Source organism: Arthrobacter sp. Y3225209, from assembly GCF_059090685.1.
The window spans coordinates 1-22,602 of record NZ_JBNHFW010000039.1; the positions used below are offsets into that span (position 1 = coordinate 1).

Sequence of the window (22,602 nt, forward strand, 5' to 3'; positions counted from 1 at the left end):
GGCGCGCCTGTTCGTGCCGGCCCGTCTCAGGCCGAACCTGCGTCTTTCCTGCCCGGTTGCCGAGCGGGTCCGCCGGGTCAGCAGTTCCGGCAGGACCTCCGGGTGCACTGATGCCGCCAGGTCCACGGGCAGGGCCGGCGTGCTGCGGTAGGCAGCTGCGGCAAATTCGTCTGCGGACGGCCGCTGGTCCGGTTCCTCGTGGAGTCCCGCTTCCAGCAGGGCCGGCAGCAACCTCCCCACACCGGGCACCAGGATGGACAGCGGCGGGCGTTCCCGGGAAGGCGGCGGAGCCTTTCCGGTGAGGAGGAACCAGCCCACGGCCGAGAGCGCAAAAATATCCCCCGCGGTGCCCAGCCTTGCGCCCCGGTTTCCGGTGTTCTCCGGCGGCTCATAGCCGGGGGTGCCGAGCCGTTCCTCCCCCGGTGCCCCCAACAGCCGTGCCTGCCCGAAATCCCCCAGCAGCGGTTTGCCGTCGGCGGCGAAAAGGATGTTGCCCGGTGAAATGTCTCCGTGGGCTGCTCCCCGTGCGTGCAGGTAGCCAAGCGCAGCGGCCAGGCCAACAAGTATGCTCACTGCCTCGCCGGGAGCCACCGGGCCCCGGGCGGCCACGAGTGCCGCGACGCTGCCTCCCGGCGCATAGGTGCTGAGCAACCCGGCCCCCCGGTCCGTTTCCGCAACCGCGTGCAGCTGCAGCAGGTTCGGGTGCTCCAGACGCGCCAGGACGTTCGCTTCCCTCCGAAGCTCAAAGGCATTCGGCGGCCGGTCTCCTGCGCCCCGGACAACCTTGAGCGCAAACGGCTCTCCGGCGTCATTGCGAACCAGCCAGACTGCCCCGCTGCCGCCCACCCCCAGCAACCGGACTGCGGTATAGCCCGGCAACACCGGTGCCGGTCCGGCCGCCTCCCGGGCGTCCTGTTCCGTACCCCGGGCTGCGGTGTTTCGCACTCCGGCGTCACCCGCTCCGGCGTTCCCCGCACCGGTGTCCCCCATACCGATGTTCCCTGCCCCGGTGCCCTCTGCTGCGGTTTCCGCTCTGTTCTCCATGGCACCCCAGTCTGGAACGCCATTGTCCTGCAGGACCGGTTATCCACAAGGTAGTCGGCACCCCGCCGGACGGCCTGTCAGAGTGTGGTCCACATTACGTCGCAGGGGGATTAGGCTAGCCCCATGGCTTTGGAGTTCACCCGCGTAGGCCTGGCTCCGCACTACGTGGATTATTTGGCAGGCTGGGACCTCCAGCGGCAGCTTCACCGGGCAGTTCTTGAGGACAATGCACCCAACAGAGTCCTGCTCCTGGAGCATCATCCGGTGTACACGGCAGGACGCCGCACCGAGCCGCATGAGCGTCCCTTCGACGGGACACCCGTGGTCAATGTGGACCGCGGCGGAAAGCTCACGTGGCACGGGCCGGGACAGCTGGTGGGCTACCCCATCCTCAAGCTGGCTGATCCGGCCCACATCAGGGCTTATGTAGACGCACTGGAGGCTGCAGTGATCGCTGTACTGCGCGACTACGGGCTGGCCGGAACCCGCATCGAGGGGCGCTCCGGTGTCTGGCTCCCAGGGGACGGGCAGCCGTTCGGCGTCCCGGACCGGAAGATAGCCGCCGTGGGCATCCGGGTGGACCACGGAGTCACCATGCACGGCTTCTCCCTGAACTGCAGCAACGACCTCGCCCCCTACAGCCAGATCATCGCCTGCGGGATTACCGACGCCGGCACCACCTCCATCAGCGCAGAGACCGGCCGGACGGTTACGCCGGCCGACGTCGTCGCCCGGGTGGAGGAAGAGCTCACCGCCCGGGAAGCAGACCTGACCGGCACCACCACCGTGAAAATCACCCCCGGCTCCGGCGCCATCCCTGCCGCCAGCCGGCCGAAAGGAGCCCTGCTGTGACCCTCGCCCCTGAAGGACGACGCCTGCTGCGCATCGAACAGCGCAATGCAGCCGTTCCCGTGGAACGCAAGCCTGAGTGGATCAAGGCCAAAGTGAACATGGGGCCTGAGTTCGTGGAGCTGAAAAAGCAGGTGAAGAAAGAAGGCCTGCACACGGTCTGCGAAGAGGCCGGCTGCCCCAACATCTTTGAATGCTGGGAAGACCGCGAAGCCACGTTCCTGATTGGCGGCTCGGAGTGCACGCGGCGGTGCGACTTCTGCCAGATCGACACCGGCAAACCGTCCCCGCTTGACCGGCTGGAACCCACCAAGGTGGCCCGTTCGGTCCAGCAGATGAACCTGCGCTACGCCACCGTCACCGGCGTGGCCCGCGACGACCTTGAGGATGAGGGTGTCTGGCTCTACGCCGAGACCATCAGGAAGATCCATGAGCTGAACCCCGGCACCGGCGTCGAAATCCTCATTCCCGATTTTTCCGGGAAGGTCGAGCACATTATCGACATCTGTGAAGCGCAGCCCGAGGTTTTCGCGCACAACGTGGAAACGGTTCCCCGCCTGTTTAAGCGGATCCGGCCTGCCTTCCGGTACGAGCGCTCCCTTGATGTCATCACCCAGGGACAGAACATGGGCATGGTCACCAAGTCCAACCTGATCCTCGGTATGGGTGAGACACGTGAAGAGGTGTCCGGTGCACTGAAGGACCTGCGCGACGCCGGCTGCGACCTGATCACCATCACGCAGTACCTGCGGCCCAGCGAACGGCACCTGCCGGTTGACCGGTGGGTCAAGCCGCAGGAGTTCGTGGACATCAGCACCGAGGCCGAGGAACTGGGTTTCCTGGGTGTGATGAGCGGACCCCTGGTCCGTTCCTCCTACCGTGCCGGCCGTCTGTGGGCCACCGCCATGCGCCGCAAGGGCCGGGAACTGCCTCCGCAGCTGGCGCACATCGAGGATTCCGGCAGTACGCTGCAGGAAGCCTCGTCCATCCTCGCCCGCGGCTGATCCGTCCGGCAGCAGCCGGCAGCCCCTGAACGGGCCGGGCGTCCCGGCATGCCCCATGCCCGCAGTCCCCCAGTCCCCCAGTCCCGCACGCGAACGGGGCGCCGTCACAACCGGAGCGCCTTCCTCACCGCACGCCCGCATCACGTAGAATTGACTCACTATGGCCAAAAGCACTGATCCCGACGCACCCCAGAGCGCCCGCAAGGGTCTCTTCTCCCGCAAGCCGAAGGGGGAAAAGAAGCCCAAAAAGCAAGGGCGCCTAAAGCAGATCGCCGAAGTCTTCAGGATGACGCGGCGGAATGATCCGAACGTCGTCTGGCTGATGGTGGGCGCGTTCTTCGGCATCATTGCCGTGGGGCTGCTGATCGGCCTGCTGATTGACAACTGGATCACCATGCTGATCGTTGCCATCCCGATCGGCCTGCTGGCAGCCATGTTCATCCTCTCCCGCCGTGCTGAGCGGGCCGCTTTCTCACAGATCGAAGGCCAGCCCGGGGCATCCGGCGCCGCCCTGAGCGTGCTGCGCCGCGGCTGGATCCTGGAGGAACAGCCGGTTGCCGTGAATCCGCGCACCCAGGAAGCCGTGTTCCGCGCCATCGGCCGTCCCGGCATCATCCTGGTGACCGAAGGAGCCCCCGCACGTGCCCGGGCACTGGCCGACGGCGAACGCCGCCGGATGAACCGCATTGCCCCCAAGGTTCCGGTCCACATCATCCAGACCGGCCGCGGCGAGGGCCAGGTTCCGCTGGCGAAGGTAGCCACCACGGCAAAGAAACTCCCCAAGGAACTGACCAAGCAGGAAGTTGCCGCGGTCAATAAGCGCCTGTCCGCACTGGGTACCCGGCTGCCGATCCCCAAGGGCATTGACCCGTACCGCGCCCGTCCGGACCGCAAGGCCACCCGCGGACGTTAGCCGTTTTCTGCAGAAGGGCTCCTTTCGAGGGGCCCTTTTGTTTTGCCCTGCCTCGTTTTTCCCTTTGTGTCAGCCAGCGCGGCTGCCTCATCGAGCCGGCCCAGCAGCTCCTGCTCTTCCTCGCGGGTAAGGCCGGCACCGCGGGGACGGTCGACGCCGGCCGCTTCCTCCCAGGCGAGTGTGTCGGCCAGGGTTTCGGCCAGGGGGCGCAGGCTAAGACCCGCCTGCGCCGCGCGCAGGTTCGACCGCGCATTCATCCCGTGCCACTGCGGGTCAGCCAGCCATAGCGGCAGCGAGCGGGGTCCGGACCATTCATGAACCCCCTGTCCAAGGAGCCATGCTTCCTGCGCCGGCACGGACGCCGCCGCCTCGTTCCCTGCTGCGGCCTCCTGTGCAACGGCGGCGGCCGTTTCAAGATGGCGCCCGAGCGGCATCTGTTCCCCGCCTGCGTTGAAGACCCCCGGCTTTTGTTCACGGGCCAGCTCCACCAGCCATTGGGCGAGGTCGCGGACGTCGATGAGCTGCGTGGGCTGTTTGCCGGCGTCGGGTACCAGGACCCTGCCGCCGGCGTCGGCGGGATGCGCGAAGCGCAGCGGCCAGTATCCGCTGCGGCCGGATGTGTCGCCGGGGCCTCCAATCAGCCCGGACCGCACGATCGCCCGGTTCGATACGCCGAACCCGGAGGTTACCGCCTGCTCGCAGGCCGCCTTCGCCGGGCCGTAGCTCTCCATGGTTTCCATGACGTCGGATGCCAGCGGTGCCAGCAGCCGAGCGTCTTCATCCTGCCCGTGCCTGCTTTGTCCGGCATAGACGTTGCCGGTGGAGACAAACAGGTAGAAATCACTCACCGCGGACAGATCCCGGACGGCCCGCCGGACCTGTCCGGGCTGGCGGGACACATCGATCACCGCATCCCAGTGTTCGGTGGCCAGCCCCGCCAGGCCGTCGTCGGCATCCCGGTCCGTTTGATGGAACCTGATGCCCGACGGCGGGGTCCCCGATGTGCCGCGCGCAGCGCACGTCACCAGGTGTCCCCCGGCGGCAGCCGCCTGCGCAGTGTGGTATCCCAGCCAGGCGGTACCGCCAAGAATAAGCAGCTTCATGCACCGAGCCTGCCCGAAAGGGCAGGGAAAGCAAACCCTAGTATTTAACCTTCACCAGGACCGTGCCCATGGCGCGGTCGTGCAGGCCGCGCTGGTCGGCGTCGAACACAACAGGCGGAATCACCAGGCACAACAGCACTGCGCGCACAATGGCAGCGGGAATACCGGCCGGCAGCCCGTTCATTTTCTGTACCTGCAGGCTGAAGACGCGATGCCCGATGCTGTAGCCAAGGATTCCGATCATCACGATCTGCTCGGCCGCGAAGACGGCCAGGATCGCAAAGTCATCGCCGCCGAACAGCCAGTAGGCAATCAGCGAGGCAACGGCCCAGTCGATGAGCAGCGCGCCCAGGCGCGGGCCAACCCGCGCTATCGAACCGGGGCCCGTTTTGGGCCGGCCGAGGCGCTTGCCGGGCCAGGTGCTCTCATCGGAGGGAGGGCCTTCCAGCCAGGAACCTAAATCGCTTCTATCGACCACCCTTAAAGACTACCCGGACCTGCAGAAGGGAAATAAACCCCCCCATTATCACCACCCTTAGTGGTTGCGGATAGGGTAGGAGAGAGACCATCGACTGCGTAACGTGCCGGAAACACACGTGTCACCGCCGGGAAACCGGGCCCGGTTAGGGTCAAGGTGTCGCGCCGGACGGACGCGAGACCCGGCTCCAGCCGGGTCGGGGCAGCCCGAGGTCTTCCACCCAAACAGTTGTATAGGAGCACAGAAACGATGTTCAAGAACGCGGACGAGGTCCTCAAGTTCATCGCTGACGAGCAAGTGAAGTTCGTCGACATCCGATTCACCGACGTTCCCGGAGTGCAGCAGCACTTCAACGTGCCGGCCAAAACCGTCGATGCCGATTTCTTCGTCAACGGTCAGCTGTTCGACGGCTCATCCATCCGCGGCTTCCAGGGCATCGCCGAGTCCGACATGCAGCTGATCCCGGACGTCACCACGGCGTTCATCGATCCCTTCCGCATGGAGAAGACGCTGGCGCTTAACTTCTCCATCGTGAACCCCCGCACCGGCGAGCCGTACCACCGCGATCCCCGCGGCGTGGCCGAGCGTGCCGAGGCATACCTGGCCTCCACCGGCATCGCCGACACGGCCTTCTTCGGCTCCGAGGCCGAGTTCTACATCTTCGACAACGTCCAGTACGAGTCCTCCCCCAAGGGAAGCTTCTACAAGGTGGACTCGATCGAAGCCCCGTGGAACAGCGGCCGCGAGGAAGAGGGCGGCAACCTGGGCAACAAGACCCCGTACAAGGGCGGCTACTTCCCCGTGGCGCCGGTGGACAAGCAGGCTGACCTGCGCGACGCCATCAGCGTTGAGCTGGACAATGTGGGCCTCGAAGTTGAGCGCGCCCACCACGAGGTCGGCGGCGCCGGCCAGGCCGAGATCAACTACAAGTTCACCACCCTGACCCACGCTGCGGATGACCTGCAGAAGTTCAAGTACATCGTGAAGAACGTTGCCGACGCCTGGGGCAAGTCCGCCACCTTTATGCCGAAACCGATCTTCGGTGACAACGGTTCGGGCATGCACTGCCACCAGTCGCTGTGGAACGGGGGCGAGCCGCTGTTCTATGACGAGAAGGGCTACGCCGGCCTTTCGGACCTGGCCCGCTGGTACATTGGCGGCCTGCTCAAGCACGCCTCCGCCGTGCTGGCCTTCACCAACCCGACGGTGAACTCCTACCGCCGCCTGGTCAAGGGCTTCGAGGCTCCGGTGAACATGGTCTACTCGCAGGGCAACCGCTCGGCTGCCATCCGCATTCCGATCACCGGTTCCAACCCGAAGGCCAAGCGCCTCGAATTCCGTGCACCGGATCCCTCCTCCAACCCGTACCTGGCGTTCTCCGCCCAGCTGATGGCCGGCCTGGACGGCATCAAGAACCGCATTGAGCCTGCCGACCCGATCGACAAGGACCTTTACGAGCTGCCGCCCGAAGAGGCACAGCACATCCAGAAGGCTCCGGGCTCCCTCGAAGAGGCTCTCGTTGCCCTGGAAAACGACAACGAGTTCCTCCAGGCAGGCGGCGTGTTCACCCAGGACATGATCGACAGCTGGATCGCGTACAAGCGCGAGTTCGAAATCCTGCCGCTGGCCATGCGCCCGAACCCGTTCGAGTTCGAGCTCTACTACGGCGTCTAGGCCCTTACGGCTTCCAGGACCTCACCGGCAGGGCCGCACCTTCTTTCTGAAGGTGCGGCCCTGCCGCCGTCCGGATGCGTTGGCGAGTCCGGCACCTACAGTGTCACGCCGTCGGGCAGCTCCGGCGCATCGAACTTCTGCCGTTCACATTCGGCTTTCAGCTGCGGGTAGGTGTCTGCAATCAGGTCCAGGATCCGGTTACGGACCACCAGATAGGCCTCACCGACGCCCACCACGCCTTTAAACTCCTTCAGTTCCTCTTCGTAGGAGGTCTGCTGGTGGCGGAGGTAGTTCACAGTGAGCCGGTTCAGCCGCGACGGTGCGGTCGAGAGGCCGGCCGGTGACTGTTTGCCGCGCAGCCGGCCGTTGAAGTGGGCTATCGCCTTCTGCAGGACGGCGTCCCACGGCTCGGGAGTAATTCGCAGGTCCAGGGATTCGGCGACGGCGACGGCCGCCTTCTTCTTCACCAGGGCACGTTCGCGGGCCGCCAGCTGCCGGTTCCGGGAAGCTTCGCGGGCCCTGCGGTACTCCGGCGTCGCCTCGATGGCTTCCACCCGCTCGAGGGAATACAGCTTCATGGGCGCGGCCTTGCGGGAGAACGGATTACGGGCGGTTTTGTCCGGTTCCGGCAGGAAGGTCTTGATCTGCCCGTCGGTCCAGCCGCGTTCCTTCTTCAGGTCATTGGCAATAAGCATGCCCTCGCTGTTGGCGGGCTTGGGGCGCGGCGGATGGTGTTTGCCTCTGGGCACGGTGCTCCTGCGGAAATTGAAATGATGGGTTCTCCATTCTATGGAGGCGGTACAGCGCCCGCCCAACCCGCCCCGGACGCAAAAACGCCGCCATTCCCTCGAACGGGAACGACGGCGGAGACTTTCTTTTCGCTGCTAGGCGTTGGCTTCGGCGACAACCGGGCCAGGGGCCGGTGCTGCGTTCAGCATCGCGATTTCGGCTGCTGATACTCCCCCGGCAACCAGCGCACATCCTGCAGCGATAGCAGCGATCTGTGCGGTCAATCGTGAGTTGGTGGTTCTGGTACGCGTTACAGCGACGTGCTTCAACATATAGCTGATGCTCCCTTCAAGAGGCATGGTGGAACTCCGGGCACACCGAAAGTCGGTGGGTTCCAAGGTGGTATGGCTTCAGTGCCGGAGTGATCATTCGGTTCGTCGCCCGAGGCGGACCGCGGGGATCAGGAGAGACTGCGCTTCAAACTCGCGCCGGCATCAGGTGATTTACATGCCTGGCCTTCAGATCCTGTCCACTTCCCAGTCTAAGGCGATCAGCGGATGCCCTCAAGGAGCGGCACCCCGATACTGCAGTATGTTTGAACACATGCCCGTTACGTCCGAACAGCTGTCCCTTCGCGTCGGTGAGGCAACGGTCTCCGCAGAGTTCTCACGCCCCGCCGAGCCGGCCGCCGTCGTCGTGGTGGCGCACGGAGCCGGCACCGGCATGGAGCATCCGTTCCTGACCGGGTTTTCGGATGCCCTGAACCATGCCGGCCTGGCGACCCTGCGGTTCAACTTTCCCTACCGGGAGGCCGGCCGGAAGTTCCCGGACAAGGCACCGGTTGCTGTTGAGACGTGGAGAACAGCCATGGAGGCTGCGCTGACCCGCAGCGGGGATACGCCGGTGTGGGCCTGTGGGAAATCGTTCGGCGGTCGGATGGCTTCCATGGCCGTTGCCGATGGCATGCCGGCGGCCGGACTGGTGTACCTGGGCTATCCGCTGCATCCCCCGGGCAAACCGGAAAAGCTGCGGGATGCACACCTGTACGGAATCACCGTGCCCATGCTGTTCCTGCAGGGCACCCGCGATCCGTTTGCGCTGCCGGGTGAACTGGAACCAATAGCCGGCCGGATCGGGACGAATGCGCGTATTCAGTACGTCGACGGCGGGAACCATTCCTTTGAAGTCCGGGGGCAGAAGCGTCCGGCAGAGGTGATCGGTGCAGCGCTGGCGGACCCGGCGGCTCAATTCGTCCTCCTCAGTCCGAACGCAGGCCGTAGGTAAGCAGGGCATTGCCGGAGGACGTGACCTGGGAGTTTTTCAGCTCCAGCCGGGTGGTGGGGTCTTCGGGCCGGAAGAGCCGCTGCCCGCTGCCGGCGACCACGGGATGCACCATCAGGGTGAGCTCATCCAGCAGGCCGGCAAAAAGCAGTTGCCGGACAACCGAGATGCTGCCCTGGACCCCGATGGTGCCGCCTTCGGTGGTGCGGAGGTCTGCGACAAAATCCTCCAGATCCCCGTCGATCAGGGAAGACTTCTCCCATTCCAGCGGTCCCTCGAGGGTGCGGGAAGCCACGTATTTGCGGACGGGATTGATGAACAGTCCGAACTCGTCGTCGTGCGCCGGGTCCGGCCAGTAATCGGCCCACTGCTCGTAGGTGGAGCGGCCCATCAGCACCGTATCCATGCCGGAGAGCGCCGCTTCCATGGCCGGGCCCATCTCCTCGTCGAAGTGGTCGAACTGCCAAAGGTTCGGTGATTCCACGACGCCGTCAACCGAACTGAAAAGTGCTGAGGTTACCTTGCGCATGCCAACAGGTTCCGGGGTCCGGCCAGCCCTGTCAACGGGTGCGGAGGTGCCCCGGTGTGCCGCGCGCAGATCACCGGAATACCCGCATAGTCTTCGGTCAGGTTTTCCGTTGCGAGGGAGGGTGTCCAATTGGCGAGTGTGCCCATGCGGCTTCTGGTCCCCTATCTGCGGCTGACCCGGAAACCCCTGACCGCAACGGTGCGGCGTGCGCGGCAGCGGCTCGCCGCAGATAAGCACCCGGCGCCTCCTCCGCGTCGGCTGCGGGGCAGGTACGGAGTTCAGGAACGCACGGTCAACGGTTTCACCTGCTGGTCCGTGTTTCCGCGGACCCCGCGGCCCTCCCCCGCACCGGTGGTGATGTATCTGCACGGCGGGGCCTACACCAGCCCGATCACCGGCTGGCACTGGCGTTTTATCGCCCGTCTTGCCGCCGCTGGGTACCGCGTGGAGGTGCCGCTGTACGGTTTGGCGCCGAAGTTTAACCACCGGGATGCGACGCCGTTCCTTACTGCCGTGTACCGCAAAATCCTGTCAGAGTGCCCGCCGGGTGCGGTGGCCTTTATGGGTGATTCCTCCGGGGGCGGACTGGCCCTGGCCTTTGCGCAACAACTGGCCGGCCTGTCCCTCCCGCCGCCGGGCCGGCTGGTGCTGCTCTCTCCCTGGGTGGACCTGGCCATGCAGAACCCGGAACTTGCGGAAGTGGAAGCGCGTGATCCCTGGCTGAGCCGAACCGGGCTTCGGGTGTCCGCGGAGGCGTGGGCCGCCGGCGACCCTCTGAATGATCCCCGGGTTAGTCCGCTGAACGGCAGCTTCTCCGGACTGCCGGCCACTGAGCTGTTTTCCGGCACCAGCGATCTGCCGTACCCGGACATCCTGCGCCTCGAGAAGGCAATGCTGGCGGGCGGGTGCCGGGTAAACCTGCATATAGCGGAGGGCGGCGTCCACGTGTATCCGCTGCTTCCGGTTCCGGAGGGCCGGGCTGCCCGGAACCGGATCCTGGCGGTACTCGGCCGTGCGCGGCGCACCTGTGCGAAGCGAATCTCCGGACGAGGAGCATCGATAAAGGGTGTACGGCAGAACGCTTAGCATTAGGACACAGTAATGTTGCGTAATTAGGGCGCACTTAGGTTACGCTAACTGTTGTTGCGGCGAGCACTCCCGCAACTCCAGCCACTTCTGCCTAGCATCCGGACCGCACCAGCACGGAAACGCCAGCTCCTCACGGAACGGCTGCTTTCACCGCGAGCAGCGTAGCGCCCCGGACGGGCAGCCCACCTAGGAGTCATTTTGAGCTTCGCCCTGCCCAAAACAGGTCTTCCCACCCCGCTTGCGAAACGCCGCAACCATAACTCCTCCGGGTCCATCCCGCGGCGAACATTCACTAGGGGCATTGCCCTTGCCGCTTCGGCTGCTCTTTCCCTTTCCCTGGCTGCCTGCACCACCGCTGCCGAATCGGAGACCCCGCTGGAGGGCACCGGCGCCTCGGGTGAGTGGCCTCGCACCGTCACCCACGAGGCGGGCGAAACAACCATCGATGCGATGCCGGAGAGGATCGTTTCCACCACCCTGTCCGTCACCGGCACACTGTTGGCCATCGACGCCCCGGTAACGGCGACGGCCTTTACCCCCGCCAAGGGCGGCACCGCGGATGAAAACGGCTTCTTTACCCAATGGGCCGACGTCGCCGTCCAGCGCAACGTGGAGCCCCTGTACCCGGTTGGTGAATTTGACCTTGAAGCGGTTATTGCCCAGGAACCGGACCTGATTGTTGTCTCGACGTCCGGCAATGACTCCGTGCTGGACCAATATGAGACCCTCAGCGGCATTGCCCCCACCGTTGTGGTGAACTACGGTGACCAATCCTGGCAGGACCTGGCCGAAGAGCTGGGCGAAGCAACGGGACACGAACAGGATGCAGCGGACGTCGTCGAAGAGTTCGATGCGAAGGTGGCTGAAACTGCTGAAACCCTACGCATTGAAGAGGGCGCCACCGCCTCGATTGTCAGCTACAACCCTGGCAGGCCGTCCCCGGTTGGGAAAACCACCGGCCCGCACGCCCAGCTGCTGCAGACACTGGGCTTCCGCATCGCCGAACCCGATGAACAGTACGACACCTCGGTCCAGAAGCGCGAGGATTTCTCTTTCAGCTCCTATGAGGGCCTGGCCGAGTCCGTGACCGGCAGCTACACCTTCCTCATCAGCGCAGACGAGAAGAAGGTTGACGCATTCACGGCCGATCCCACACTGGCCAACGTCCCCGCAGTCGTTAACAACAAGGTGTATCCCCTGGGCTTGGCCTCATTCCGCCTGGACTACTACAGCTCTACTGAAATCGTGGACTGGTTCGGGGAGACTTTCGGTAAGTAAACCACCACAACCATGCAGCACAAACACCGTCAGGGGCAGGGCTGGGCCGTAGGACTGGTCCTGCTCCTGTTCCTCACTTTCGCCAGCCTGACCATGGGGAGCCGCCCTATTCCGCTCCCCGATACCTGGGCAGCCATGGCCCGCTTTGATCCGAGCCAAAACACCCACCTGCTGGTGCGGGAACTGCGCCTCCCGCGCACCCTGCTGGCCGTCGCAGTGGGTGCTGCCCTCGGCTTGGCAGGGGCACTGATGCAGGCACTAACGAGGAACCCGCTGGCCGAACCGGGCATTCTGGGAGTCAACGCGGGCGCGGCATTCGCCGTCGCAACCGGTCTGACTATGTTCTCGGCTACCAGCCCCCAGGAGTACATGTTCTTCGGTTTCACCGGAGCGGCTGCCACCTCCCTCGTGGTCTACCTGCTGGGCAGGGCGCACGACGCCGGCACCAACCCCGTCCGCCTGGTCCTAGCCGGTGCGGGACTGTCGGTTATGCTCGGCGCCGCTACATCGATCCTCCTGCTGTCTGGCAGCGAGGAAACCTACAGTTCCTACGCCAACTGGGCCACCGGTTCGCTGCAGGGCCGCGGGTATGACGTGCTGCCCTGGGTTCTGGGCGCGGGCGCTGCCGCAGCGGCCATGGCACTGCCGGCCGCCCGCAGCTTGGACTCCCTGTCCCTGGGTGCAGACCTGGGCCGGAGCCTGGGCGTGCGCGTGCGCACCACCTGGATCATCGGGACCGCTGCCATCCTCTTACTCGCCGGCGCCGCCACAGCCGCAGCGGGACCTATCGGCTTCCTGGGTCTGGCTGCACCCCACACCGCCCGGCTGATCGTGGGACCCGCCCATCGCCGACTCCTGCCCTTTTCCATGCTGCTGGGGGCGGTCCTGCTGCTCTGTGCGGATGTGCTGGGCCGGCTCGTGGCCGCCCCGGACGAAATCGGTGCCGGTGTGATGAGCGCACTGGTGGGCGCACCGTTCTTTATCGCCCTCGCCCGGCGGCGGAAGCTGGCGAGGCTGTGAGGGGAACCAAAAGCACGGCACTGGCGGTGAAAAGCCGCCGTTGGCAGCGCAGGGCATTGGGCCGCAGCCGCACGGCAGCCGTCGGCACGCTGCTGGCCTTCACGGCCACCATGCTGGGTGTCGCGGCCATGCAGACCGGGAGCATTTCACTGCCGTTCAGTGATGTGCTTGCTGCAGTTTTTGGCCTCAGTGAGGAGCCGCGGACCACCGCGGTGGTGCACCGTATCCGCTTGCCCCGGGCGGTGACGGCCCTGGCTGTGGGCGCCTGTCTTGGCGCAGCCGGTGCCGTTTTCCAATCCGTATCCCGCAACGCCCTGGGATCACCGGACATCATCGGCTTCACCACCGGCGCGGCTACCGGTGCGGTGGCCCAGATCATCCTGTTCGACGCCGGCGCTGCCGCCACTGCACTGTGGGCAGTGGGAGGTGGCCTGCTCGCTGCGGCACTGGTCTACTTATTGTCCCTGCAGGGCGGACTAACCGGCGGGTACCGGCTGGTCCTGATCGGCATAGGTGTAGGCGCCGTGCTCTCGGCGCTGAACTCGGTCCTTCTGGCCAAGGGGGATGCGGACCTTGCGGCCCAGGCACACCTGTGGCTGTCCGGATCCCTTGCCGCCCGGACCTGGGAACACGCCGTACCGGTCCTGTGCGCATTGGTCCTGCTGCTGCCGGTCCTGCTCGTCCTGGGACGGTCGCTCACCCTGATGGAAATGGGTGACGACGCTGCCCGCGCCTTGGGCGTCCGTGTGGAACAGACGCGGATTACGTCGATGGCTGCGGCCGTCGGCCTGACCGCCGTGGCGACGGCCGCCGTCGGCCCCCTTGCTTTTGTGGCGCTGGCCGCACCGCAGCTTGCCGCAAGGCTGACCCGCTCCCCCGCCATTCCGATTGGCACAGGGGCCCTGATGGGTGCAGTGCTCGTGACCGGCGCTGATCTGCTGTCGCAGCAGCTGCCAGTCCGCGCAGCGCTGCCAATCGGCCTGATGACCGGTCTGGTGGGCGGCGTCTACCTGCTCTGGCTCCTGACCCGCAGCAGGCAGGTCTGACTATGCGAACTCCCACCGAAAGAGGCGCTATGCCCGCTCAACATGTTCTCTCCGGCGCTGGTCTCACCCTGGGCTACGAGGGCCGGACCATCTCCGAGTATCTGAACGTGAACATTCCGCCCGGTTCATTTACTGCCATTATCGGGCCGAATGCATGCGGCAAGTCCACGCTGCTGCGTGCCCTCTCACGGCTCCTCAAGCCGGTTGCCGGACAGGTCTTCCTGCACGGACAGGACATCGCCGGCTACCCCACCCGGGAGGTGGCCCGGCGGCTGGCGCTTCTGCCGCAGTCGTCCACGGCGCCGGACGGCATCACCGTAGCGGATCTGGTGGCCCGGGGACGGTTCCCGCATCAGGGCCTGTTGCGCCCTTGGTCCGACGCCGACCGGCAGGCGGTTGATGCGGCCATGGCTGCCACCGGAGTGACGGACCTGGCCGGCCGGACCGTAGGCGAGCTTTCCGGCGGTCAACGGCAACGGGTCTGGCTTGCCCTGGTGCTGGCACAGGACACCCCCGTGCTGCTTCTGGATGAACCCACCACGTTCCTGGACATTTCCCATCAGCTGGACGTACTGCGCCTGTGCCGGAATCTGCACCGCAGTGGCGACTACACCCTGGTCACCGTGCTTCACGAACTGAGCCTGGCCTTCCGGTTTGCGGACCACATCATTGCCATGAAGGACGGCCGCGTGCTGGCGCAGGGCCCTCCGGAGCAGATCGCCACGCCGAAACTGATGAAGGAAATCTACGGAATCGATGCCGTGATCATCCCGGATCCGGCCACCGGAGGGCCGCTGGTGGTGCCTCTCGAGCCTGAAGATGCGGTGCGATGAGTGGGGAACCGAGGCATACAACCGAGTCGGCAGCCAGCAGTTTTCCCGATCCACGTGTCCCCGTTCCGCCTGAGCCGGCACCGATTCAGGTCCTGCAGGGACACTTCGAGCGTTTGTGGAGCCGGTTGGGCGCTGCAGGACAGGCGGATTTCCTTGCACGTTGGGACACGTTGGTACTTCCCTTGGTGGAAGCGGACCCGCAGGGCTGTCCGGAGTTCCGTGCCGCCACATTCCTGTATCGCGAGGATGGGCCCGGTGCACCCCCTGAGGCAGTGATTCTCTCGGCCAATGCCCTGGTGGACCACCGGAACCCGGCAGCAACGGAGTTCACTCCTCTATCCGGCAGTGCCGCCACCAGAGCCGGGCTATGGGCCTTGACCCTGCGGATGCCGCAGGATTGGGAAGCGAGCTACCGCATCACGTCCTCACCGGCCGGTCTGCCGGTACCCTGGCGGACCGCCGCAGACCGCCGCACCCTCCGGATAGCTGCCAACGCCGGGGGCAGGGATTCGCGGAATCCCCACGTTGGAGCGGCAATGGACGGCACACCGACGTCGGTGCTCCGGTTACCCGGGGCACCCGCGGCACCGTGGCTTGCTGCACCGACGCCGGGCCATACCGGGCCAGTTCCACGGCTTCAGGAGCTGTGGGTTCCGGATACCCTTGCGGGACGGATGCGGAAAGTCTGGCTGTATGCGCCGCCGGCCACGGGCGGCAGCGTCCAAGGCCTTCCGCTGGTCCTGCTGCATGACGGGCAGGTCTGGGCCAGGTACCAGAACCTGCAGGCGACCCTTGACTCTGCGATCCGTTGCGGAGCGCTCCCGCCAGTATGTGTGGCACTGATCGATTCGGCAGACGTGGAAACCCGGTCCCGGGAACTGTCCGGGCCGGTTGGCACAGTCGATTTCCTGGGGCGGGATCTCCTGCCGGTCCTGCGCGGCAGGCTGCCGGTGAGCCCGCGGGCCGAAGACACAGTGGTTTCAGGGGCCAGCTACGGCGGACTGGCGGCCCTGTGGCAGGTGGCCCGCTACCCGGACCTGATAGGCAAGGCGCTCGCCCAGTCGCCGTCGTTGTGGCGGTATGACCTTGCGGCCTACCTGATGCCGGTCAAAGACCGGGTCCGGATCCGCATGCAGGCCGGACGATATGAGTCCACCGTGCATGAGCCGGCCGCCCACCTCGCGCAGGTCCTTGGGGAGGCGGGAGCGGACGTCGGTTTCCGATCCATCACCGGAGGGCACGACTGGGCCTGGTGGTCTCCCTGGCTGATCCGCGGGTTGGCGGAGGTCCTGGAGGACGGCAACTGACCCATCGGCTGATGTGTGCGGCGCTGGCCGGCCGCCGGGTCGCCGTGAACCCGTTACCCCGGCTGCATTCCCCGGCAGCGTTCCCGTGCGCTCTAGGCCCGGCCGTGTGGCGAAGCAGCCAGGACCACCGCACGGGCAGCCCGGTTTGCCTTCACCGCAGCCGCCAGTATGAGGCCCAGAACCAGCAGGGAACCGCTGATGATGGCCGCGCCCGAAGTGCTTTCAGCACCACAGAAAACCAGCGCAAAAATTCCCAGTGCGGCAAATACGCCGGCAGCGGCATGAGTCAGCGGGCGGGCAGCTCGGTGCCCGGCGCGCCAGGCGGGCTCCGACACCGTTACGTATCCCACCCGGATACCCACCAGCGAGTTGATGCCCATCCGGCCGCTCGCCGTGGCTTCAGCCGCCCAGGAAAGCCCCGCGCCGCAGATTATCAAAAGTACCCCGGTGATCCCCATGTGCAGTACTCTAGCCGCCGGCTCCCCGGAGAAGCGTCAGGCCGTCCCGAAGACCGTCCGGTCCAGGAAGGGATTGCGGAACTTCCCCTCGGGGTCCATGCGTCCGGCCAGGGCCTTGAAATCGTCGAACCGGGGGTAGAGCGGTGCAAGCGCAGCGGCGCCCGCTGTAAACAGTTTCCCCCAGTGCGGACGGGCCGAGAACGGAGCCAGGGCGGCCTCGATGTCCGGCAGGACGGCCTCGACCGCCGCCTGCTGCGGCTTCCAGGTGAAGTGCAGGCCAATTCCGTCCCGGTGGTAGTTGCTGCTGAGCCACAGCCTGTCGGCTGCCATCGAGCGCACCTCGGACACCAGCAGCAGGGGCGTGATCTTCGGCGCAAGTGCGCGGACCGCCTGAATCGCTGCAACCGCGTGTTCACGTCCTACGAGATACTCCGACTGCAGCTCGTCGCCGTTGCTGGGCGTGAAGGCGAGGCGGAAGTGCGCCAGCCGGTCCGACCACGGGCCGGGAACGCCGAGCTGCCGGGTACAGTGATCCGCAGCCACGCCCGGCACCGGGTGCAGCGCACGGTCCGCCGGGGTCCCACCGTAGAACACCTCCGGCACACCCCGTGCATCATCCATGCGGCTCTTGAGCCATGCCTGCCCAATGCTGCCTTCGGTCCAGTCAGTGAACAGACTGACACTGTAGGCAGCGGACATGGCGGCGTCGAAGTCGGCCAGCACCGCGTCCCACGCCACCCCGGTGAAGACGTCCTGGCGCACGTTGAAGGCCGGCTCAACGCGCAGGGTCACACGGTGCACCACGCCGAGGGCACCGAGGCCCACCACCAGACCCTCGAAATCGCTGTCGCCCTTTCGTACGGTCCGAACCTCGCCATCGGCAGTGACAAGTTCCAGGCCGACGACGGCGGTGGCGAGGTTCCCGTTGCCGTTACCGGAGCCGTGGGTGGCGGTCGCGATGGCCCCGCCCACCGAGATATGGGGCAGGGATGCCAGGTTGTGGAGGGCAAAACCGCGTCGCTGCAGGTGCTCTGCAAGTATCCCGTAGCGGACGGCGGCGCCGACGGTGACGGTGCGCGCATCCGTGTCGAGATCGATCCCCGGGGGCAGCGCCTCCAGCGACAGCAGGGTCCCGGCACTATCGGCAATGCCGTTGAAGGAGTGCCGCGAGCCAAGGACGCCGACCTGCCGGGCACCGGCCACCGTCTGCTGCAGTTCGGCAAGCGACGCCGGCACCACAATCTGCCGGGCCGCATACTCATAATTACCTGCCCAGTTGAGCCTGTCGCGTACCTGTTCCTCGAGCATGGGCGTCCTTAGTCTGGCCGGTGCCGCGGCAGCAGGACTGGAAGCTGCCGGGGCGTCATCCGGAAGGGTGACCGCCAGCCTACAACTTGCAGACCCGCATTATGTGGTGGATACACCAAGCCGGGCCGGCGCGTGGGCGTGGTGCCGGACATCCCCGTCCGCTGGCTCAGGGGGTTCGCTCGTAGTGCCAGTGCGTCCCGTCCATCACGAGGCGGTGGCGGGAGAGGGAAAGTGCCGGGCCGCCGGATACCGCGCCGTCGTACTCCGCGTCGCCCTCCCAGGCGAACACGGTGGCCGGTTCATATCCGTCCAGCCGCCGGGTCCGGAAGGTCTCCGGTACGGTGTCCGCGATTTGGGCAAGGGCGGCCCCGGCACCATTGGGCCCGCCGCACAGGGTGTACAGGGTGACCCACGTGGGTGTCACCAGCTGCATCAGGCCGTTGCGGTGGCGCTCCAGGGCATTCTCCGGGGTCAGCCAGAGGTAGTTGAGCAGTTCCCCCGGGTTCAGCCGGATCGTGCCCTCGGGAGCGGCGGCGGCAAAGAACCACGTCTGGTAGCGGCGCGGGATGTTCTCCGGCGGGATCCAGCAGGACAGCGGCACCAGCGCATCGGGAAGCAGGGTCAGTCCGGTTTCTTCAGCGGTTTCCCGAACCCCTGCCAGCCGGGCCGCCTCTGCTTCGGAGGGCGTGTCCCGGCGGTCTTCGGGATCCACCCGGCCGCCGGGAAACACCCAGGCCCCGCCAAAGGATCCGGCCGTCGGCCGCTCCAACAGCAGCACCTCGGGACCGGCGTCGGAGTCCCGGAGAAGCACAACGGTGGCCGCCGTACCGGTAAGTTCGCTCATGCCCTGAGCATAGCGAAATCCGGGGGCGGCCACCGGTGGGAGGCTCTTTCGGGTCTAGAGGACCTTGGCCAGGAAGTCCTGCAGGCGCGGAGCCTGCGGGGCACCGAACAGCTGCTCCGGGGAGTTTTCCTCCACAATGTAACCATCCGCCATAAAGATCACGCGGTCGGCCACTTCACGGGCGAAGCCCATCTCATGCGTAACCACCACCATGGTCATGCCCTGCTCCGCCAGGTCGCGGATGACCTGCAGCACTTCGCCCACCATCTCGGGGTCCAGCGCCGACGTCGCTTCATCAAAGAGCATGACGTCAGGCTTCATGGCCAGGGCACGGGCAATGGCCACACGCTGCTTCTGGCCGCCGGAGAGCTGGGCCGGGCGTGCGTGCGCCTTATCGGCCAGGCCAACCCGGTCCAGCAGTGCCAGCGCGGTCTTGCGGACCTCTTCCTTTGACGCCTTCTTGAGCTGCACCGGCGCCAGCATGATGTTCTCCAGCACGGTCATGTGCGGGAAGAGGTTGAAGTGCTGGAAGACCATACCGATGTGCTGGCGCACCTCGTTGAGGTTCACCTTCGGATCGGTGAGGTCAATACCGTTGACCTTGACCGTTCCTCCGCTGATGTCCTCCAGCTTGTTCAGGCACCGCAGGAAGGTGGACTTGCCGGAACCGGACGGGCCGATAACGCAGACCACTTCCCCTTCGGCAACGCTGACGTCCAGGCCCTTGAGGACCTCGTTGGACCCGTAGGACTTCCGCAGTCCGATGGTTTGGATCTTGCTCACTTGTTGAACCTCTTATCCAGGACGTCCGCCAGCTTGGTCAGCAGCGTAATGACGATGAAGTACAGGGCGGCCACAATGATCAGCACCTCCGCGGTGCGGAAGTTCACGGCGTAGACCTGCTGGCCCTGGTAGGTCAGCTCCGCGAAGCCGATGACGGCCAGCAGGGACGTGTCCTTGAGCGTGATGACGAACTGGTTAATGAAGGACGGCGTCATGATCTTGATGGCCTGCGGAATGATGACCTTCTGCATGGTCTTGCCGTAGCCAAGGCCCAGGCTCCGTGCCGCTTCCATCTGCCCGGGGTCCACGGACTGGATGCCGCCGCGGACAATTTCGGTCATGTAGGCGCCGGCATTCAGGCTCAGGGTCAGCACGCCGGCGGTCAGCACGTCCACGGGCTGGCCAATAATCTGCGGCAGGCCGAAGTAGAAGAAGAAGGCCTGCACCAGCACCGGGGTGCCGCGGAAGATGCTCACGTAAATGGTGGCAAGGCCGCGCAGTACCTTGATGCTGCTGACCTTCAGGAACCCGAAGAACACGCCCAGGATCAGGGCGAAGAACAGCGAGAGCGCGGTGGCCAGCAGCGTCAGGCCCAGGCCCTTGGCGAACGCCGGGGCGTTATCGGTCACCAGGGCCCAGAAGCTGGAGTCCGTGGCGCCGGCTTCAAGGTAGGTGTCCAGGATGTCCTGGTACTGCCCGTTGTCCTTCAGCTCGGTCAAACCCTCGTTGAAAGCGGCGAGAAGCTCAGGGTTGGTGCCCTTGTTCACGGCGAATCCGTAGGAGCTGCCGGCTTCCTTGTCGGTGACCGTCTTCAGCCCGTTGCCGGACTTCACACCGTAGGCGAGCACGGGGTAGTCATCGAAGACCGCCACCGAACCGCCGGCCTTGACGTCGTCGTACATCTGGGCGGACTGGGCGAAGGCAACCACTTCGAAGCCGTACTCGTCCTTGATGGACTCCGCGAAGGTCTGGCCTTCGGTACCGGTCTTAACGGCTACACGCTTGCCGCGCAGGTCTTCGTAGGACTTGACGTCGTCATTGTTCTCGGCGACGGCCATCTGGATGCCGGACTCGAAGTACGGGTCCGAGAAGTCGAACACCTGCCGCCGCTCGTCCGTGATGGACATCCCGGCAATAACACCGTCCACCTGGTTGGACTGCAGGGACTGCAGCGCCGCATCAAAGCCAAGGGACTGGATTTCAACATCGAAACCCTCCTCCTCCGCGATGGCGTTGATCAGGTCCATGTCGATGCCGATGAGTTCGCCGTTTTCACGGAACTCGAAAGGCGCGAACGTGGTGTCGGTTCCGATAACGAAGGTTTCACCCTCCACGCCGTCCGCCGCGAAGGCCCCGGCCGCAGGTACCCCAAGCAGCAAAGCCAGGGTTGCGAGGAAGGCGGTCAGCGGTGCGGCCAGTCTGGCCAACCCCTTTGTAGCCCGTTTGCCACTAAGCAAAATAAACGTCTCCTAGCTCTTTCACTGCGGCTGGCGCCGCAAATGCCCCCATAGAGACTACCTAGAGCAGTGGCAATGCAACGAACCGGAGGGGCCCGTGGAAACGTGAGCTACGTCCCGTAGCCGTAGAAATACCGTTCGAAAACCGCCCGGGCATGCCGGGTGTCGCGCAGGTAGTCCTCCTCCAAAACCCCGCCCTGACCTGCACCGTAGCCGCACCAGCGGGCCACGGCGTCCAGTTCCCGCCGCGAGGCAGGGAGCACATCGGGGTTGCGTCCGCCGCGGATAACATTTGCGCTTCGGATCCTGCTGGCCAGCAGCCAGGCGTGGCGCAGGATGGACACATCGGCGGCCGGAAGCAGCCCCGCCGCCTCGATGGCGTCCAGGGCCGGCAGGGTCGCCGTGGTCCGAAGTTCGGGGATGGCATGGGCGTGCTGCAGCTGGAGCAGCTGGACCAGCCACTCGACGTCGCTGAGGCCTCCGCGTCCCAGCTTGAGCTGGCGGGACGGATCCGCACCACGGGGCAGGCGTTCGGCTTCCACCCGGGCCTTGATCCGCCGGACTTCCCGGATGTCCTTTGGCGAGACGTCCTGTGGGTAGCGCACCGGGTCGATGAGGGCCATAAAATCCTTGGCCAGGGCATCGCTGCCGGCCATGGGACGCGCCCGCAGCAGCGCCTGAGCCTCCCAGATCAGGGACCACCGCTCGTAGTAGCCCCGGTAGGACTCGAGGCTGCGCACCAGCGGCCCCTGCCTGCCTTCAGGCCGCAGCCCCGCGTCAAGAACCAGAGTGCGTTCGGCAAGGACCGCCGGGGTGCAGGGCTGCTGCAGGAACGTGGATATCTGGGCTACGATCTTCTCCGCCTGGGCCTGGGCGGCTGCCGGATCCGCACCCGGCAGCGGACGGTGAACGTACATCACGTCGGCGTCCGAACCGTAGCCGATTTCCCGGCCGCCCTGCCTGCCCATGGCCACCACCAGCAGTTCGGTGAGTTTTTCGCTGCCGGCAAATACTTCGCCCTCTGCCACATGCAGGGCGCCAAGCACCGCGGCGCGGTCCGCGTCGGCCAGCGCCCGGCCGACCTCCTGCTGGCTGAGCAGGCCGGCACTGTCAGCGATGGCGATGCGCAGCATCTCCCGGCGCCGGATCAGCCGGATCAGCCGCATTGCTTCACCGGCGCGCGGATGGCGGGACATCTTGGACTGGATTTCCTGCCACTGCGCCTCGAAGGGAACCGGAACCAGATCCTTGTCGGAGCCGAGCCAGGCAGTGGATTCAGGGGAAACCTCCAGCAGGTCGGTGATGAACCGGCTGGAGGAAAGAATGGAGCACAGCCGCTCCCCCGCGGCCGAGGAATCGCGGAGCATCCCCAGGTACCAGTGGGTATCCCCCAGGGACTCGCTGAGCCGCCGGAAGCCGAGCAGGCCGGCGTCGGGGTCCACGCCGTCGGCAAGCCATGCCAGCAGCACCGGCAGCAGCTGGCGCTGCAGTGCGGCCCGCCGGCTGACGCCCACCGTCAGGGCCTCTATGTGGCGCATGGCACCGCGCGGGTCCGCGTAGCCCAGGGCCGCGAGC

The 22,602-nt window shown here is 65.8% G+C and carries 22 protein-coding genes; 11 read left to right on the forward strand and 11 right to left on the reverse strand.

What is annotated here, in order from left to right; genetic code table 11:
- Nucleotides 1-1,044: serine/threonine-protein kinase (locus AC5RVB_RS15695; protein ID WP_494143099.1), on the reverse strand; the 1,044-nt coding region annotated here is incomplete at its 3' end.
- A 123-nt stretch (nucleotides 1,045-1,167) separates the two neighbouring features.
- On the opposite strand from AC5RVB_RS15695, the gene lipB reads away from it, so the two are divergent.
- The 3 genes from lipB to AC5RVB_RS15710 all read left to right on the forward strand — a co-directional run bounded on the left by lipB (nucleotide 1,168) and on the right by AC5RVB_RS15710 (nucleotide 3,810).
- Nucleotides 1,168-1,896, forward strand: coding sequence for a lipoyl(octanoyl) transferase LipB (gene lipB, locus AC5RVB_RS15700; protein ID WP_227928029.1), 729 nt, complete (start codon nucleotides 1,168-1,170; stop codon nucleotides 1,894-1,896).
- Nucleotides 1,893-2,897, forward strand: coding sequence for a lipoyl synthase (gene lipA, locus AC5RVB_RS15705; protein WP_227902240.1), 1,005 nt, complete (start codon nucleotides 1,893-1,895; stop codon nucleotides 2,895-2,897). Before lipB ends, lipA begins: the two co-directional genes overlap by 4 nt.
- A 160-nt stretch (nucleotides 2,898-3,057) precedes the next feature.
- On the forward strand, nucleotides 3,058-3,810 hold the full coding sequence (locus AC5RVB_RS15710; RefSeq protein ID WP_227902241.1) for a DUF4191 domain-containing protein: 753 nt from the start codon (nucleotides 3,058-3,060) through the stop codon (nucleotides 3,808-3,810).
- Here AC5RVB_RS15710 and AC5RVB_RS15715 read toward each other — a convergent pair.
- Both AC5RVB_RS15715 and AC5RVB_RS15720 read right to left on the reverse strand, forming a co-directional pair.
- A complete protein-coding gene (locus AC5RVB_RS15715; protein WP_494143100.1) occupies nucleotides 3,807-4,913 on the reverse strand; it encodes an NAD-dependent epimerase/dehydratase family protein in 1,107 nt (368 codons plus the stop codon). The genes AC5RVB_RS15710 and AC5RVB_RS15715 overlap by 4 nt on opposite strands.
- A gap of 37 nt (nucleotides 4,914-4,950) precedes the next feature.
- The gene (locus tag AC5RVB_RS15720; protein ID WP_227902243.1) at nucleotides 4,951-5,391 is read right to left on the reverse strand and encodes an RDD family protein; all 441 of its coding nucleotides are present in this window, start codon (nucleotides 5,389-5,391) and stop codon (nucleotides 4,951-4,953) included.
- Between the two features lie 249 nt (nucleotides 5,392-5,640).
- Between AC5RVB_RS15720 and glnA the strand changes: the two genes are divergently transcribed.
- Complete coding sequence (glnA, locus tag AC5RVB_RS15725; RefSeq protein WP_227902244.1) at nucleotides 5,641-7,065, forward strand: type I glutamate--ammonia ligase; 1,425 nt, start codon at nucleotides 5,641-5,643, stop codon at nucleotides 7,063-7,065.
- Nucleotides 7,066-7,160: 95 nt separating this feature from the next.
- On the opposite strand, the gene AC5RVB_RS15730 is transcribed toward glnA, so the two are convergent.
- Nucleotides 7,161-7,814: a hypothetical protein gene (locus AC5RVB_RS15730; RefSeq protein WP_494143101.1), complete on the reverse strand. Its 654-nt coding sequence runs from the start codon at nucleotides 7,812-7,814 to the stop codon at nucleotides 7,161-7,163.
- Between the two features lie 583 nt (nucleotides 7,815-8,397).
- On the opposite strand from AC5RVB_RS15730, the gene AC5RVB_RS15735 reads away from it, so the two are divergent.
- A complete protein-coding gene (locus AC5RVB_RS15735; RefSeq protein WP_494143102.1) occupies nucleotides 8,398-9,078 on the forward strand; it encodes an alpha/beta hydrolase family protein in 681 nt (226 codons plus the stop codon).
- Here AC5RVB_RS15735 and AC5RVB_RS15740 read toward each other — a convergent pair.
- Entirely contained in the window at nucleotides 9,053-9,604 is a 552-nt protein-coding gene (locus tag AC5RVB_RS15740; RefSeq protein ID WP_494143103.1) for a dihydrofolate reductase family protein, read from the reverse strand. The two genes, AC5RVB_RS15735 and AC5RVB_RS15740, sit on opposite strands and share 26 nt — an antisense overlap.
- 138 nt (nucleotides 9,605-9,742) lie before the next feature.
- Between AC5RVB_RS15740 and AC5RVB_RS15745 the strand changes: the two genes are divergently transcribed.
- The 6 genes from AC5RVB_RS15745 to AC5RVB_RS15770 all read left to right on the forward strand — a co-directional run bounded on the left by AC5RVB_RS15745 (nucleotide 9,743) and on the right by AC5RVB_RS15770 (nucleotide 16,177).
- On the forward strand, nucleotides 9,743-10,690 hold the full coding sequence (locus AC5RVB_RS15745; protein ID WP_227902279.1) for an alpha/beta hydrolase: 948 nt from the start codon (nucleotides 9,743-9,745) through the stop codon (nucleotides 10,688-10,690).
- 201 nt (nucleotides 10,691-10,891) lie between these two features.
- Complete coding sequence (gene fepB / locus AC5RVB_RS15750) at nucleotides 10,892-11,971, forward strand: Fe2+-enterobactin ABC transporter substrate-binding protein (protein ID WP_227902250.1); 1,080 nt, start codon at nucleotides 10,892-10,894, stop codon at nucleotides 11,969-11,971.
- Between the two features lie 12 nt (nucleotides 11,972-11,983).
- Nucleotides 11,984-12,991 carry a FecCD family ABC transporter permease gene (locus AC5RVB_RS15755; protein WP_227902251.1) on the forward strand — a complete coding sequence of 336 codons (1,008 nt, stop codon included), beginning with the start codon at nucleotides 11,984-11,986 and terminating at the stop codon, nucleotides 12,989-12,991.
- A gap of 26 nt (nucleotides 12,992-13,017) precedes the next feature.
- Entirely contained in the window at nucleotides 13,018-14,037 is a 1,020-nt protein-coding gene (locus AC5RVB_RS15760) for a FecCD family ABC transporter permease (RefSeq protein ID WP_227928035.1), read from the forward strand.
- 29 nt (nucleotides 14,038-14,066) lie between these two features.
- Nucleotides 14,067-14,870, forward strand: a complete 804-nt coding sequence (locus tag AC5RVB_RS15765; RefSeq protein ID WP_227902253.1) for an ABC transporter ATP-binding protein — start codon at nucleotides 14,067-14,069, stop codon at nucleotides 14,868-14,870.
- Nucleotides 14,871-15,040: 170 nt separating this feature from the next.
- A complete protein-coding gene (locus AC5RVB_RS15770) occupies nucleotides 15,041-16,177 on the forward strand; it encodes an alpha/beta hydrolase (protein ID WP_494143104.1) in 1,137 nt (378 codons plus the stop codon).
- A gap of 92 nt (nucleotides 16,178-16,269) precedes the next feature.
- Here the strand turns inward: AC5RVB_RS15770 and AC5RVB_RS15775 are convergent, their stop codons facing one another.
- From AC5RVB_RS15775 to AC5RVB_RS15800, 6 genes are all read right to left on the reverse strand, one after another.
- A complete protein-coding gene (locus tag AC5RVB_RS15775) occupies nucleotides 16,270-16,635 on the reverse strand; it encodes an SdpI family protein (RefSeq protein ID WP_227928036.1) in 366 nt (121 codons plus the stop codon).
- 36 nt (nucleotides 16,636-16,671) lie between these two features.
- Nucleotides 16,672-17,943: an FAD-binding protein gene (locus AC5RVB_RS15780; protein WP_494143105.1), complete on the reverse strand. Its 1,272-nt coding sequence runs from the start codon at nucleotides 17,941-17,943 to the stop codon at nucleotides 16,672-16,674.
- Nucleotides 17,944-18,109: 166 nt separating this feature from the next.
- Nucleotides 18,110-18,787, reverse strand: a complete 678-nt coding sequence (locus AC5RVB_RS15785) for an NUDIX hydrolase (RefSeq protein WP_227902256.1) — start codon at nucleotides 18,785-18,787, stop codon at nucleotides 18,110-18,112.
- 54 nt (nucleotides 18,788-18,841) lie between these two features.
- A complete protein-coding gene (locus AC5RVB_RS15790; protein ID WP_227902257.1) occupies nucleotides 18,842-19,570 on the reverse strand; it encodes an amino acid ABC transporter ATP-binding protein in 729 nt (242 codons plus the stop codon).
- Nucleotides 19,567-20,988, reverse strand: a complete 1,422-nt coding sequence (locus AC5RVB_RS15795; RefSeq protein WP_494143107.1) for an amino acid ABC transporter substrate-binding protein/permease — start codon at nucleotides 20,986-20,988, stop codon at nucleotides 19,567-19,569. The genes AC5RVB_RS15790 and AC5RVB_RS15795 overlap by 4 nt, the downstream gene beginning before the upstream one ends.
- Before the next feature lie 149 nt (nucleotides 20,989-21,137).
- On the reverse strand, nucleotides 21,138-22,602 hold a 1,465-nt coding region (locus AC5RVB_RS15800), incomplete at its 5' end, for a bifunctional [glutamine synthetase] adenylyltransferase/[glutamine synthetase]-adenylyl-L-tyrosine phosphorylase (protein ID WP_494143106.1).